Source organism: Streptomyces sp. NBC_01463 (assembly GCA_036227345.1).
In the GTDB taxonomy this organism is placed as follows: Bacteria; Actinomycetota; Actinomycetes; order Streptomycetales; family Streptomycetaceae; genus Streptomyces.
This window is the reverse complement of sequence record CP109468.1, coordinates 4547200-4561436: the sequence shown is the minus strand read 5'-3', so window position 1 is coordinate 4561436 and position 14237 is coordinate 4547200. Positions and strand designations below refer to the sequence as shown.

Genomic DNA, 14237 nt, shown 5'->3' with positions numbered 1-14237 from the left:
GCTCGCAACAGGCTGTTCTGTCTCACACACCCGAACCTGCGGGCACGGAGTCAGTCGCCTCCGTCCACAGATCCTGCTCGGCGCGATCCGCCTGGATCTGGCGGTACACGAGGAGCCCGCCGATGGCGGCCAGTGCGACCAGGAGAAGCTTCTTCACCGCGCGACCTCGTCTTTCCTTGGCGTAGGGGACTTCTGCTGCCCGACTATACACATCGGCCGATATCGACCGGTGACCTCCCCGCAACCCAACTGGCGCCTGCCGAAGAGCGATCGCCCGAAGACTGTGCATCCGCGGCCGCCGGGTTCCGGCACCCCGGGAACACCGCCCGGAGCCGGCCCGGACACCGCCTCCGGGGACCGGTTGCACCATACGAGTGGTGTTCATCTGAAGATCGGCGCATCGGCGCCGTCGGTCCACGAAATCGGGAGCCGGATCCACATCATCAGAAAGGTAAGCAAAACGGACCACCTGAAAGTGAGGGGCCATGAGCACCTTCAAGGCCAAGAGCATCTGGACCGCCTTCATCACCGCGTTCTTCGCACTCCTGGCGTCGCTGGGCCTGGCAAGCTCCACCGCCGCGGCCACGGAAGCCACGGTCACGGAGCCGGCGACCACGACCCAGCAGCACACGGGGGCGGCCACGGCAACCGTGACCACACCGTCCGTGCGATGGACCCTTCCGCGTGACCGGGCCCTGCCGCCCACGATGAAGCAGCGGATCCGCGCCGAGGCCCACGGCTCCTCACCCGCCACCCGGCACCTGTCCGCAGACACGACGGACACCGCGAACACCACCAGCACCGCCCGCGCCTCGCACGGAGCCCCGGCGGGGGACGCGTCCCTCCTCCCGCCCTGAGAGCGGCGCACCTGAAGCCCAGAGCCCCCGGGCCGGTTCACACCGGACGGGGGCTTTCCCGTGCCCCCGCACACATCTCCGTCCCGCACACAGCCCCGTCCCGTCCCTGCGCCCGCTCACGCCTCCTCCCGTGAGGCCGCGTGCGGGGCTTTCCGGGTTCGGGGGTACTTTCCGTGCGTCAGCATGTGACCGGGGCAGCCCCGGTGCGTACGACAGGGACACGCGGCGGCACGCAGCCGCGCACAGCGGCACAGGGTCAGCGCGGGGGCCAGGCGCCGGGCGCTCTCCCCGCCCACGTCGGACACCCCCGCACACGCAGAAGGCCCGGTCCCTCCGAAGAGGAACCGGGCCTTCTGTTGTCACTGTGGGGCTAACAGGATTTGAACCTGTGGCCTCATCCTTATCAGGGATGCGCTCTAACCAACTGAGCTATAGCCCCGCCGCGCTTTTGTGTCGCGCTGACGTGAAGAAGATTAGCGCACGTCGGGGCCAGTCCCAAAATCGATAGATGCGTCGCTACTCGTCCTCGGCCAGCGTGAGCTCGACACCGCCCACGAAGCCGGCCGACAAGTTGTAGATGAAGGCGCCCAGCGTCGCCAGCGCGGTCGCCAGCACCACATCGATCACCGCGATGACCGAGGTGAAGATGAGGACCCGCGGCAGCGACAGGAACGACTGCAGGTCGAAGCCGTTGCCCTCGTTGGAACCGGTCGCCTCGCTGATCGTGCCGCCCACGGTGGAGAAGACGCCCATCGCGTCCATCACCATCCACAGGACCGCCGACGCGATCACCGTGCAGATGCCCAGTGCGATGGACAGCAGGAAGCTGACCTTCATCACCGACCACGGATCCGCCTTGGCCACCCGCAGACGCGCCTTGCGGGTGCGCGGAGTGGTCCGCGCCCCCGTCCGGGGTCTGCGGGTCGCCTGTGCCGTGCCTGCGCCCGGCATGCCGCCCTGCTGGCCCCCGCGGGGCCGGCCGCCTCCCTGGGTCCCGCCCGGGGGCGAGGGGTAGGCCTGCGGCGGGTGGTAAGGGCCCGCCTGCCCCGGTGCGGGTTCCCGCTCACCGGGCAACGGCCCGGTCGCGTAACCCTCGTACTGGGGCTGAGGGCCCCGGGTATCCGTCACAGTGCCCCCTTGGGAGTCCGTGGCAGGGCCACGGGCACCGTTACCTCCGGTTTCGGAAGCTGCCGGACCGGCGCCCGTGGCTCCACTCACGCTCTACTCCTCGTGCTCCCCGGTCGAGGACGTGTTGCCCTCGACAGTGCCGTCGACCGTGCTCTCGGCAGTCGCCTCGGCCGTGGTGGCCTCGGCTGTCACTGCCTCGGTCGTCTCGCCTTCGGCATCGAGGTCGACGGCTCCGTCGACCTCTTCGGCCTCGCGGCCTGCCTCGGCGTTGCGAGCGATACCGACAACGGCGTCGCGCTTGCCCAGATTGATCAGTTGGACGCCCATGGTGTCACGGCCCGTCTCCCTGACTTCATTGACTCGCGTACGAATCACACCACCGCCGAGCGTGATGGCGAGGATCTCGTCCGTCTCCTCGACCACCAGCGCACCGACCAGCGAGCCCCGGTCCTCCACGATCTTGGCGGCCTTGATGCCGAGGCCGCCGCGACCCTGGACGCGGTACTCGTCGACGGGGGTCCGCTTCGCGTACCCGCCGTCAGTGGCAGTGAACACGAAAGTACCGGGCCTGACGACATTCATCGAGAGCAGTTCGTCTCCCTCGCGGAAACTCATGCCCTTGACACCCGAAGTGGCACGGCCCATCGGCCGCAGCGCGTCGTCCGTCGCAGTGAACCTGATCGACTGGGCCTTCCTGCTGATGAGCAGCAGGTCGTCCTCGGACGACACCAGCTCCGCACCGATCAGCTCGTCGTCGCTGCCGTCGGCCGTCTCGCGCAGGTTGATCGCGATGACGCCGCCGGAGCGCGGGGAGTCGTAGTCCTTCAGCGCGGTCTTCTTCACCAGACCGCCCTTCGTGGCCAGGATCAGATACGGCGCCGCGTCGTAGTCGCGGATCGCCAGGATCTGCGCGATCTGCTCGTCCGGCTGGAAGGCCAGCAGGTTCGCCACGTGCTGACCGCGCGCGTCACGGCCGGCGTCCGGCAGCTCGTACGCCTTCGCCCGGTAGACCCGGCCCTTGTTGGTGAAGAACAGCAGCCAGTGGTGCGTCGTCGACACGAAGAAGTGGTCGACGATGTCGTCTTCCTTGAGCTTCGTGCCGCGCACGCCCTTGCCGCCGCGCTTCTGCGAGCGGTAGTCGTCCGTCTTCGTGCGCTTCACATAGCCGCCGCGGGAGATCGTGACGACGATGTCCTCCTCGGCGATCAGGTCCTCGATGGACATGTCGCCGTCGAAGGGCACCAGCTTGGAGCGCCGGTCGTCGCCGAACTTCTCGACGATCGCCGCCAGCTCCTCGCTGACGATCTGCCGCTGCCGCTCGGGCGACACCAGGATCGCGTTGTACTCGTTGATCTTCGCCTGGAGCTCGTCGTGCTCGGCGGTGATCTTCTGGTGCTCCAGAGCGGCCAGCCGGCGCAGCTGCATCTCCAGGATCGCGTTCGCCTGGATCTCGTCGATCTCCAGCAGGCCCATCAGGCCCTCGCGCGCGATCTCCACGGTGTTGCTGCGCCGGATGAGGGCGATGACCTCGTCGATGGCGTCCAGGGCCTTGAGCAGACCGCGCAGGATGTGCGCGCGCTCCTCGGCCTTGCGCAGCCGGAACTTCGTACGCCGGACGATGACCTCGATCTGGTGCGTCACCCAGTGGCGGATGAACGCGTCGATCGACAGGGTGCGCGGCACGCCGTCCACCAGCGCCAGCATGTTGGCGCCGAAGTTGCTCTGCAGATCGGTGTGCTTGTACAGGTTGTTCAGGACGACCTTGGCGACCGCGTCCCGCTTCAGGACCACGACCAGGCGCTGGCCGGTACGCGACGAGGTCTCGTCACGGACGTCCGCGATGCCGCCGACCTTGCCGTCCTTCACCAGGTCGGCGATCTTCTGCGCGAGGTTGTCGGGGTTGGTCTGGTACGGAAGCTCCGTGACCACCAGGCACTGGCGGTTCTGGATCTCCTCGACCGCCACGACCGCGCGCATCGTGATCGAGCCACGGCCGGTGCGGTACGCCTCCTCGATGCCCTTGCGGCCCACGACGAGCGCGCCGGTCGGGAAGTCCGGTCCCTTGATGCGCTCCATCAGGGCGTCCAGGAGGTCCTCCTGCGAGGCCTCGGGGTGCTCCAGGTACCACTGGGCGCCGGAGGCGACCTCGCGGAGGTTGTGCGGCGGGATGTTGGTCGCCATGCCGACCGCGATGCCCGCGGAGCCGTTGACCAGCAGGTTCGGGAAGCGCGCCGGCAGGACCGTCGGCTCCTGGTTGCGGCCGTCGTAGTTGTCCTGGAAGTCGACGGTCTCCTCGTCGATGTCCCGGACCATCTCCATGGACAGCGGCATCATCTTGCACTCGGTGTACCGCATGGCGGCGGCCGGGTCGTTGCCCGGGGAACCGAAGTTGCCGTTGGAGTCCACCAGCGGCATGCGCATCGACCAGTGCTGCGCCAGGCGCACCAGGGCGTCGTAGATGGAGGAGTCGCCGTGCGGGTGGTACGTACCCATGACGTCACCGACGACGCGGGCGCACTTGTAGAAGCCCTTCTCGGGCCGGTAGCCGCCGTCGTACATCGCGTACAGCACCCGGCGGTGGACGGGCTTGAGACCGTCCCGCACGTCGGGCAGGGCACGCGACACGATGACGGACATCGCGTAGTCGAGGTAGGAGCGCTGCATCTCCGTCTCGAGCCCGACGGGCTCGACACGCATGCCCACGCCCTCGACGGGCGGGACCTCTTCGGGCGTCACGGGGACAGGGGTGTTCTCGTCGGCCATTGCTGGTCAAAATCCTTTCGCGCTGCGGCTGCGGCTTGCTTGTACGGCCGACTCAGATGTCGAGGAAGCGGACGTCCTTGGCGTTGCGCTGGATGAACGAGCGCCGCGCCTCGACGTCCTCACCCATCAGCACCGAGAACAGGTCGTCGGCCTGCGCCGCGTCGTCGAGCGTGACCTGACCGAGCACACGGTGGTCGACGTCCATCGTGGTGACACGCAGCTCCTCGGCGTTCATCTCGCCGAGACCCTTGAAGCGCTGGATCGAGTCTTCCTTGATCCGCTTGCCGTTCTGCTTGCCGAGCGCCACCAGGGCGTCGCGCTCGCGGTCCGAGTACGCGTACTCGAAGTCGTCCCGGCCCCACTTGATCTTGTAGAGCGGCGGGCGCGAGAGGTAGACGTGCCCGGCCTCGACCAGCGGACGCATGAAACGGAAGAGGAACGTGAGCAGCAGGGTGTTGATGTGCTGACCGTCGACGTCGGCGTCCGCCATCAGGATGATCTTGTGATAGCGGAGCTTCTCGATGTCGAAGTCCTCGTGGACCCCGGTGCCGAAGGCCGAGATCAGCGCCTGGACCTCGGTGTTCTGCAGGATCTTGTCGATCCGGGCCTTCTCGACGTTCAGGATCTTGCCGCGGATCGGCAGGATGGCCTGGTACATCGGGTTACGGCCGGACTTCGCCGAACCACCGGCGGAGTCACCCTCGACGATGAAGATCTCGCACTTCGTCGGGTCGTTGGACTGGCAGTCGCTCAGCTTGCCCGGCAGCGAGGCGCTCTCCAGGAGCCCCTTGCGGCGGGTCAGGTCACGCGCCTTGCGGGCCGCCACCCGGGCGGTCGAGGCGGCGATGCCCTTGCGGATGATGTCGGCGGCCTCGTTCGGGTTCCGGTCGAACCAGTCCGTCAGCTGCTCGTGGACGACCTTCTGCACGAAGGTCTTGGCCTCCGTGTTGCCCAGCTTGGTCTTCGTCTGGCCCTCGAACTGCGGCTCGCCCAGCTTCACCGAGATGATCGCCGTCAGACCCTCGCGGACGTCCTCACCGGTGAGGTTGTCGTCCTTCTCGCGCAGCAGCTTCTTGTCGCGCGCGTACCGGTTGACCAGCGAGGTCAGTGCCGCACGGAAGCCCTCCTCGTGCGTACCGCCCTCGTGCGTGTGGATCGCGTTGGCGAAGGAGTAGACACCCTCGCTGTACTGCGTGTTCCACTGCATGGCGATCTCGGCCGAGAGGAGACGGTCCTTGTCCTCGGCCTCGATGTCGATCACCGACTGGTGGATGACGTCGCCCTTGCGGGAGTTGAGGTACTTGACGAAGTCGACGATGCCGTTCTCGTAGTGGTACGTGACCGTGCGGGTCGTCTCGTCCTCGGGGACCTCGGTCGCCTCGGCGCTGTCGGCGCCGGCCGTGGCCTTCGCCGACTCGCGCTCGTCGGTCAGCTTGAGGGTGAGGCCCTTGTTGAGGAAGGCCATCTCCTGGAAGCGCCGCGAGAGGGTCTCGAAGGAGTACTCGGTCGTCTCGAAGATGTCCCCGTCGGCCCAGAAGGTGACCGAGGTGCCCGTCTCGTCGGTGGCCTCGTTCTGGGCCAGCGGGGCGGTCGGGACGCCGAACTTGTAGTCCTGGGTCCAGCGGTAGCCGTCCGTCTTGACCTCGACGGCCACCCGGGTGGACAGGGCGTTGACGACGGAGACGCCGACGCCGTGCAGACCACCGGAGACGGCATAGCCGCCGCCGCCGAACTTTCCGCCCGCGTGCAGGACGGTGAGCACGACCTCGACGGCCGGCTTGCCCTCGGACGGCACGATGCCGACCGGGATACCGCGACCGTTGTCGATCACGCGCACCCCGCCGTCGGCGAGGATCGTGACGTCGATGGTGTTCGCGTGCCCGGCCATGGCCTCGTCGACCGAGTTGTCGACGACCTCTTGGACGAGGTGGTGGAGACCGCGCTCACCGGTCGAGCCGATGTACATGCCAGGCCGCTTGCGGACCGCGTCCAGACCCTCGAGCACGGTGATCGCGCTGGCGTCGTACGAGGCTGTCACCTCGCCCGAGGCGGGAGCGACGCTGCTCTCACCGGGGGTGGACGGAATGTTCTCGTTGGGGTTGCCGGAATCGGCCACGAAGCGCCCTTTCTGGCACAGCACAGGCCGTTCTCCGGGCAGGCGGGAGCGGCTGCGTCGTTCGGCTTGTATCGACGAATCCCGCAAGGACGCGGGATTGTCCACCAGTCTACCGGTAGCGCCGACCCGAATGGGGGTTTGCCGGTACCTGAGTCCGCATGTGCCGCCCTGAATGAGCGCCTGACGACTCCCCATATTCGGGAAGGGGCCTCAAGAGGCTCACACGGGCGTTGAGCGCTTCGGCCTGTCAGCTCCCCACTACGGTGAGGGACGCCCGCTGCCCGGCATACGGTTTCCACCACCACGCACCCGGGCAACACGGGTCCCCGGCCCCTCGGTGACAACCGGGACACACCCCGCCGCGACTCCCTCCCGCGCACCACGGCAGCCGCGGGCGAGCAGGGCAAAAAGGCCAGGTCAGGACGGGTGGGAGCGAGTCGGGACCGGTCAGCCGTAGGTGTCGCCGGGGCCCGTGCTGCCCGGGGCGCGCAGCGGTCCGTACCGGCGCTGCGGGCCGCCCGGGCCCAGCACCTTGATCATTCTCACGGTGCCGTGACCCAGGTCCGCGTTGAGCCGGGCCACCAGCTGCGGCGCCAGCAGCCTCAGCTGCGTCGCCCACGCCGTGGAGTCGCACTGCACCGTCAGGACCCGCTCGTCGGGGTCCTCGTCGTAACGCAACGGCACACAGTGATTGGCCAGATCGTCACCCACGATCTGCGGCCAGCGGCCCATCACACCGCCCACCGCGGCGGGCGTCTCCCAGCCGCGCTCGGTGATCAGACGGTTGATCGCGGCCCCCAGCGGCAGCGGATCCCGGCCGTCGGCCCGCGCCCCGGAGCGCAGCCCGCCACCGCGCCTGGCCTGCTTCTTCTGCTGCGCGGCCGCGCCGCGGGCCCGCGCCTGCTCCTTCGCCGCGCGCAGGGCCACCCGGGCCAGATCCACACCCGAGGGCTCCGGCTGCTTCGCCGGGTCCTTGCCGTCCCCTTCGCCGCTCACAACCGCTCCACCTCACCGGCGGACACCGCGTACCGCGCGCCCGCGAGCACCCCGGGGACGTCGTCGTCCACCGCGGCCGTCACCAGCACCTGCTCGCCCGGAGCCACCAGCTCAGCCAGCCGCTCGCGGCGCCGTGCGTCCAGCTCGGCGAAGACGTCGTCCAGCACCAGCACCGGCTCGTTGCCCTCGGTGCGCAGCAGATCGTACGAGGCCAGCCGCAGGGCCAGCGCGTACGACCAGGACTCCCCGTGGCTCGCGTACCCCTTCGCCGGCATCCCGCGCAGCCCGAGGACCAGGTCGTCGCGGTGCGGGCCGACGAGCGTCACACCGCGCTCGATCTCCTGCTTGCGCACCTCGGCGAGGGCCTCGATCAGCTGCGCGTACAGCTCCTCGCGCGTGCGCGCGGGCTCCACACCCGCGCCGACCGAGCTCCGGTACTCCAGCGTCACCGGACCGCCGCCAGGCGCCACGTCCGCGTAGGCCTTGTCGGCCAGCGGCTGGAGGGTCGCGATCAGGTCGAGACGCTGCGCCAGCAGTTCGGCGCCCACCCGCCCCAGGTGCTGGTCCCAGACGTCGAGCGTCGACAGGTCCATGGAGCGTCCACCGTGCCGGCGCGCCATCGCCGCGGACTTCAGCAGGGTGTTGCGCTGTTTCAGCACCCGCTCGTAGTCGGAACGCACTCCGGCCATCCGCGGCGAGCGTGCCGTGACCAGCTCGTCGAGGAACCGCCGGCGCTCGCCGGGGTCGCCCTTGACCAGCGCCAGGTCCTCAGGCGCGAACAGCACCGTACGCACTATGCCCAGCACATCACGCGGTCTGACCTGCGACGATCTATTGATCCGGGCGCGATTGGCCTTGCCCGGATTCAGCTCGAGCTCGATCAGCTGGGACCGCTCGCCCTGGGTGACGGCGGCCCTGATCACGGCCCGCTCGGCGCCCATGCGCACCAGCGGTGCGTCGGATGAGACCCGGTGGCTGCCGAGCGTCGCGAGATAGCCGACGGCCTCGACCAGATTCGTCTTGCCCTGGCCGTTGGCCCCCACGAACGCGGTGACGCCCGGGTCGAGAGGCACCTCGACCCGGGCGTACGAGCGGAAGTCGGCCAGCGACAGATGCGTGACGTGCATGGTGTACGCCGACCTTCCCGGCTGCTGCTCCGTGCTTCGTGGGGCGGGGCCCGACCGACCGGCCGGGCCCGCTCCTCGTTGTGGCTACTTCTTGTTCTCGACCGCGTGGCCACCGAACTGGTTGCGCAGCGCGGCGATCATCTTCATCTGCGGGGAGTCGTCCTGGCGCGAGGCGAAGCGGGCGAAGAGCGACGCGGTGATCGCGGGCAGCGGCACGGCGTTGTCGATCGCGGCCTCCACCGTCCAGCGGCCCTCGCCGGAGTCGGCGGCGAAGCCACGGAGCTGGTCCAGGTGCTCGTCGTCGTCCAGCGCGTTGACCGCCAGGTCGAGCAGCCAGGAACGGATGACCGTGCCCTCCTGCCAGGAGCGGAAGACCTCGCGCACGTCGGTGACGGAGTCGACCTTCTCCAGGAGCTCCCAGCCCTCGGCGTAGGCCTGCATCATGGCGTACTCGATGCCGTTGTGAACCATCTTCGCGAAGTGGCCGGCGCCGACCTTGCCCGCGTGGACGGAACCGAAGTCGCCCTCGGGCTTCAGTGCGTCGAAGACCGGCTGGACCTTCGCGACGTTCTCGGCGTCGCCGCCGTACATCAGCGCGTAGCCGTTCTCCAGGCCCCAGACACCGCCGGAGACGCCGCAGTCGACGAAGCCGATGCCCTTGATGCCCAGCTCGACCGCGTGCTTCTCGTCGTCGGTCCAGCGGGAGTTCCCGCCGTCCACGACGATGTCGCCGGGCGAGAGCAGCTCGGCGAGCTCGTCGATCGTGGACTGGGTCGCGGCACCTGCCGGGACCATGACCCACACGACCCGCGGGCCCTTCAGCTTGCCCACAAGCTCTTCGAGACTGTGGACATCGGCGACGTCCGGGTTGCGGTCGTAACCGATGACGGTGTGGCCAGCGCGGCGGATGCGCTCGCGCATGTTGCCGCCCATCTTGCCGAGGCCGACGAGACCGAGCTCCATCAGAGATTCCTTAAGCGTTGTGCCGATTCGTACCCTGGACCGAGCCTACGCCCGGCAGGGGACAGGACGCCGGGCATGCTCGGCGCTGAACGTGCCCGTCGGGTCCTGCCGCGATTCCTTGGACGTCGGGCAGGACCGGTGACCGGATCAGCCGGAGAGGCGGACCGGCATGATCAGGTACTTGTACGCATCATCCGCCTCGGCGTCCACGGCCGGCCGGCCGCTGAGCAGCGCGGGCTTGGTGGACGTCGTGAAGGAGAGCTGGGCGACCGGGGAGTCGATGGCGCTCAGGCCGTCCAGCAGGAAGGTCGGGTTGAAGGCGATCGAGATGTCGTCGCCCTCCAGCACCGCGTCGACGCGCTCCACAGCCTGTGCGTCGTCGCTGGAACCCGCTTCCAGGATCAGCACGCCCTGCTCGAAGGTGAGCCGCACCGGGGTGTTCCGCTCGGCGACCAGGGCCACACGCTTGACGGCCTCGACGAAGGGGGCCGTCTCGATGACCGCGACCGAGTTGAACTCGGTGGGGAAGAGCGTGCGGTACTTCGGCAGATCGCCTTCGAGCAGTCGGGTGGTGGTGCGCCGGCCCGCGCCCTCGAAGCCGATGAGGCCCTCTCCGGCACCGGAGCCCGACAGCGCCAGCGTCACCGTGTCGCCGCTGGTGAGCGCCTTGGCGGTGTCCAGCAGCGTCTTGGCGGGCACCAGGGCGACGGCGGACGCGTCGGCGTTCTCCGGCTTCCAGAGGAACTCGCGGACGGCGAAGCGGTAGCGGTCGGTGGAGGCGAGGGTGACGGTGTCGCCCTCGATCTCGATCCGCACACCGGTGAGCACGGGCAGCGTGTCGTCGCGGCCGGCGGCGATGGCGACCTGGGCCGCGGCGGAGGCGAAGACCTCACCGGGCACGGTGCCGGTCGCGGTCGGCATCTGCGGGAGTGCCGGGTACTCCTCCACAGGCAGGGTGTGGAGTGTGAACCGCGAGGAGCCGCAGGCGACGGTCGCCCGTACACCGTCTGTGGAAATCTCGACCGGCCGGTTGGGCAGGGCGCGGCAGATGTCGGCGAGCAGCCGGCCGGAGACGAGCACCGTGCCGTCCTCCTCGATCTCGGCGTCCACCGAGACCCGGGCCGAGACCTCGTAGTCGAAGCTCGAGAAGCTGAGGGCTCCGTCCTCAGCCTTCAGCAGAAGGCCCGCGAGAACGGGCGCCGGCGGACGGGCCGGGAGGCTACGGGCCACCCAGGCCACAGCCTCCGCGAGTACATCGCGCTCCACCCGGATCTTCACCGGAACCGCCTCCTGCTGTTGCTCGCTCGCCCTGCTGGCCTTCGTCGTCTGGTCGGGTCGCTCCACCGATGCCGGGGGAGGACGCCGGGGACCAGTCTGACGTACGGCACCGACACTCGGTGCTGCTCGGGGTCAAGTCGCGACAAGAGGTTCGGGGAGCTCCGGCGCCGAGTTGTGCACAGGCCCCACTTCGAAGCGGATTCCGGGCTAACTATAGGTGGCAGTAGTAGTAGGGCCTGTGGAAACCGTGGATAACGTCGTTTTCGCAGGTCAGACCCTGTTTTTTGTCCACCGACCCTGTGGGTGGCACCGGTGGACAACCCGGGGTTTCTGTGGACACCCGAAAGTTCTGCACAACCGATGCACAGGGCAGGGGGGTTTCTCCCCAGGCCTGTCCCCAGCTTTACCCACCTTCCCCACAGCCCAACCGACCCTCTTGGTGTGACGCCTTTCACTCGGTGCGGTGAAAGCGGGTGTTGCGTTGCCGAACAGTGGACAGCGGTGTGGAGAAGCCCGTCCGGACTGGGGAAAACGGCGGCCCGCCTGTGGGCCGACGGTGGACAACCTTGATCGCTCCCTGTGGACGAAAAACTTGTCCACAGGCTGTGGATCATTGTTGACCACAAATCCCCAGGCTCCTGAGCTGGCCTGATGGAGTATCGGACGCCGCGCCTGTGGAAGCAGTATGGACAACTTTTGGATCCCCAGGCTGTGGAGGGAAAATTCTCCCCAGATCTGTGGAGAACAGCCGTAACCCAGCAGGTATTCGAACAGCGCGGGCGGCCGCGCCCCCTCTTCGGGACCGCCCGGAGCGCCGGGAAGGGCCTCCGGGAGCGGTCGAGGGCGCTTCGGCGGACGCCGGGAGGGCTTCCGGAGACGTGAGGGAGGCGCTCCGGGAGATGCGAGAAGGGCGCTGTGCGGACTCCTGGAGAGTCCGCACAACGCCCTTCCGGTGCCTGCGGGAGACGGTATGGCGCCCCGTCAGCCGTTCTTGATGCGGTTGGTGAGCTCGGTGACCTGGTTGTAGATGGAGCGCCGCTCCGCCATCAGCGCGCGGATCTTGCGGTCGGCGTGCATGACCGTCGTGTGGTCACGGCCGCCGAACTGCGCCCCGATCTTGGGCAGTGACAGATCCGTCAGCTCGCGGCACAGATACATGGCGATCTGGCGTGCCGTCACCAGCACACGGCTGCGCGAGGATCCGCAGAGGTCCTCCACCGTCAGACCGAAGTAGTCGGCGGTCGCCGCCATGATGGCCGGCGCCGTGATCTCCGGAGCCGCGTCCTCGCCGCCCGGGATCAGGTCCTTAAGCACGATCTCGGTCAGCCCGAGGTCGACCGGCTGACGGTTCAGGCTGGCGAAGGCCGTCACCCGGATGAGAGCGCCCTCCAGCTCACGGATGTTGCGGGAGATGCGGGAGGCGATGAACTCCAGGACCTCGGGCGGAGCGTTCAGCTGCTCCTGCACCGCCTTCTTGCGCAGGATCGCGATCCGCGTCTCCAGCTCCGGAGGCTGCACATCGGTGGTCAGACCCCACTCGAATCGATTCCGCAGCCGGTCCTCCAGCGTCACCAGCTGCTTGGGCGGGCGGTCCGAGGACAGCACGATCTGCTTGTTGGCGTTGTGAAGCGTATTGAAGGTGTGGAAGAACTCCTCCTGCGTCGACTCCTTGCTCGCCAGGAACTGGATGTCGTCGACGAGCAGGATGTCGACATCGCGGTACCGCTTGCGGAAGGTGTCGCCCTTGCCGTCGCGGATCGAGTTGATGAACTCGTTGGTGAACTCCTCCGAGCTCACGTACCGCACCCGGGTGCCCGGGTAGAGGCTGCGGGCGTAGTGCCCGATGGCGTGCAGCAGGTGGGTCTTGCCGAGCCCGGACTCCCCGTAGATGAAGAGCGGGTTGTACGCCTTCGCGGGTGCTTCGGCGACGGCGACGGCCGCGGCGTGCGCGAACCGGTTCGACGCCCCGATGACGAAGGTGTCGAAGAGGTACTTCGGGTTCAGCCGCGCGTGCGGTTCGCCGGGGCCGGGTGCCGGTGCGGGCTGTGCGCCCATCGGACCGGTGCCGCCGCCGGGCCGGCCGGTACCGCCGCCCTGCCGGTGCTGCGGCTCCTGCATGTCGTGGCGCTCGGGGCGCTGGGACTCGTACCCCTGGCGCTCGGGCGGCTGCGGACGGTAGTCGTGCTGCGGCTGCTGCTGGGGGCGGCCGCCGTACGGCTCGCGCCACTGGTCGGCGGACGGATCGCGGTCCTGGAATCCGCCGAGCCGGGGCTGCTGCCAGGAGAGGTCCTCCTGGGTGCGCGGCCAGGCGCCGGGTTCCGGGCGCTGCTGCTGCTGGTAGTCGGGGTAGGCGGGCCGGGCCGTCGGCATTCCGTCGTCCGAGGGCCGGTGGCCGTAGCCGTCGTACCCGTCGTTGTGCTGCCGCTCGTCGTGCTGCGGTCCCTGGTAGCGATGCTGCTGCGGCTGCTGGGACTGGTGCATCGGCGGGGCCGGCGGGTTCGGCGGTTCGCCCGCGGAGTCGTCGACCGTGATCGCGATCCGGATCGGCCGGCCGCACTCGCGGCTCAGCGTCTCGCTGATGAGCGGGGCGAGCCGGCCCTCCAGGACGCGCTTGCCCCATTCATTGGGGACGGCGAGCAGGGCGGTGTCGGCGACCAGTGCGAGCGGCTGGCAGCGCTCGATCCACTGCTTGTCCTTCGGCTCGATGCCCTGCTGGCCCTCCCCGAGGAGTTGCTCAAGCACTCGTGGCCACACTGCGGCAAGATCGGCAGGTACGTCAGCCACAAGGCACGCTCTCTCGCTGGTCCCACGAATGTGTGTTTCTCGGGACGTATGGGTCGGGATGGGTGAGGACCGGCAGGCGGGAAGAAAAAGAACCGGGGTTCAGCCACGGTAGGCGGGCCGACCCGTGCGGTTCAAGTCGTTGTCCACAGGCTGTGCACAATGGGGGGTCCGACAGGGTCGGTTTGACCGGATGGCGTAGCCGCGCGTACCGTGACCAGGTCGAGT

Annotated in this window: 10 protein-coding genes and 1 tRNA gene; 1 reads left to right on the top strand and 10 read right to left on the bottom strand. The window is 68.6% G+C overall.

The features are described from left to right. Window positions 1-22 precede the first annotated feature (22 nt). The gene (locus OG521_20125; protein WUW22969.1) at window positions 23-157 is read right to left on the bottom strand and encodes a DLW-39 family protein; all 135 of its coding nucleotides are present in this window, start codon (window positions 155-157) and stop codon (window positions 23-25) included. A 328-nt stretch (window positions 158-485) separates the two neighbouring features. Here OG521_20125 and OG521_20120 point away from each other — a divergent pair, with 328 nt between their 5' ends. Next, the gene (locus OG521_20120; protein ID WUW22968.1) at window positions 486-857 is read left to right on the top strand and encodes a DUF6344 domain-containing protein; all 372 of its coding nucleotides are present in this window, start codon (window positions 486-488) and stop codon (window positions 855-857) included. Window positions 858-1222: 365 nt separating this feature from the next. Here the strand turns inward: OG521_20120 and OG521_20115 are convergent. From OG521_20115 to dnaA, 9 genes are all read right to left on the bottom strand, one after another. Next, window positions 1223-1296 (bottom strand) — tRNA-Ile (locus OG521_20115). Between the two features lie 77 nt (window positions 1297-1373). Beyond that, window positions 1374-1985: a DUF3566 domain-containing protein gene (locus tag OG521_20110; GenBank protein ID WUW22967.1), complete on the bottom strand. Its 612-nt coding sequence runs from the start codon at window positions 1983-1985 to the stop codon at window positions 1374-1376. A 93-nt stretch (window positions 1986-2078) separates the two neighbouring features. Next, window positions 2079-4748 (bottom strand): DNA gyrase subunit A, encoded by a 2670-nt coding sequence (gyrA, locus tag OG521_20105; protein ID WUW22966.1) that lies wholly within the window; start codon window positions 4746-4748, stop codon window positions 2079-2081. 52 nt (window positions 4749-4800) lie between these two features. Continuing rightward, the gene (gene gyrB, locus OG521_20100) at window positions 4801-6834 is read right to left on the bottom strand and encodes a DNA topoisomerase (ATP-hydrolyzing) subunit B (protein ID WUW26739.1); all 2034 of its coding nucleotides are present in this window, start codon (window positions 6832-6834) and stop codon (window positions 4801-4803) included. Window positions 6835-7311: 477 nt separating this feature from the next. Further along, window positions 7312-7860, bottom strand: coding sequence for a DciA family protein (locus tag OG521_20095; protein ID WUW22965.1), 549 nt, complete (start codon window positions 7858-7860; stop codon window positions 7312-7314). Continuing rightward, window positions 7857-8987 (bottom strand): DNA replication/repair protein RecF, encoded by a 1131-nt coding sequence (gene recF / locus OG521_20090; protein ID WUW22964.1) that lies wholly within the window; start codon window positions 8985-8987, stop codon window positions 7857-7859. Before recF ends, OG521_20095 begins: the two co-directional genes overlap by 4 nt. An 84-nt stretch (window positions 8988-9071) precedes the next feature. Beyond that, complete coding sequence (gene gnd / locus OG521_20085) at window positions 9072-9950, bottom strand: decarboxylating 6-phosphogluconate dehydrogenase (GenBank protein ID WUW22963.1); 879 nt, start codon at window positions 9948-9950, stop codon at window positions 9072-9074. A gap of 147 nt (window positions 9951-10097) precedes the next feature. Further along, complete coding sequence (gene dnaN / locus OG521_20080; GenBank protein WUW26738.1) at window positions 10098-11228, bottom strand: DNA polymerase III subunit beta; 1131 nt, start codon at window positions 11226-11228, stop codon at window positions 10098-10100. A 981-nt stretch (window positions 11229-12209) separates the two neighbouring features. Further along, window positions 12210-14012 carry a chromosomal replication initiator protein DnaA gene (gene dnaA, locus OG521_20075; GenBank protein WUW22962.1) on the bottom strand — a complete coding sequence of 601 codons (1803 nt, stop codon included), beginning with the start codon at window positions 14010-14012 and terminating at the stop codon, window positions 12210-12212. Window positions 14013-14237 lie beyond the last annotated feature (225 nt).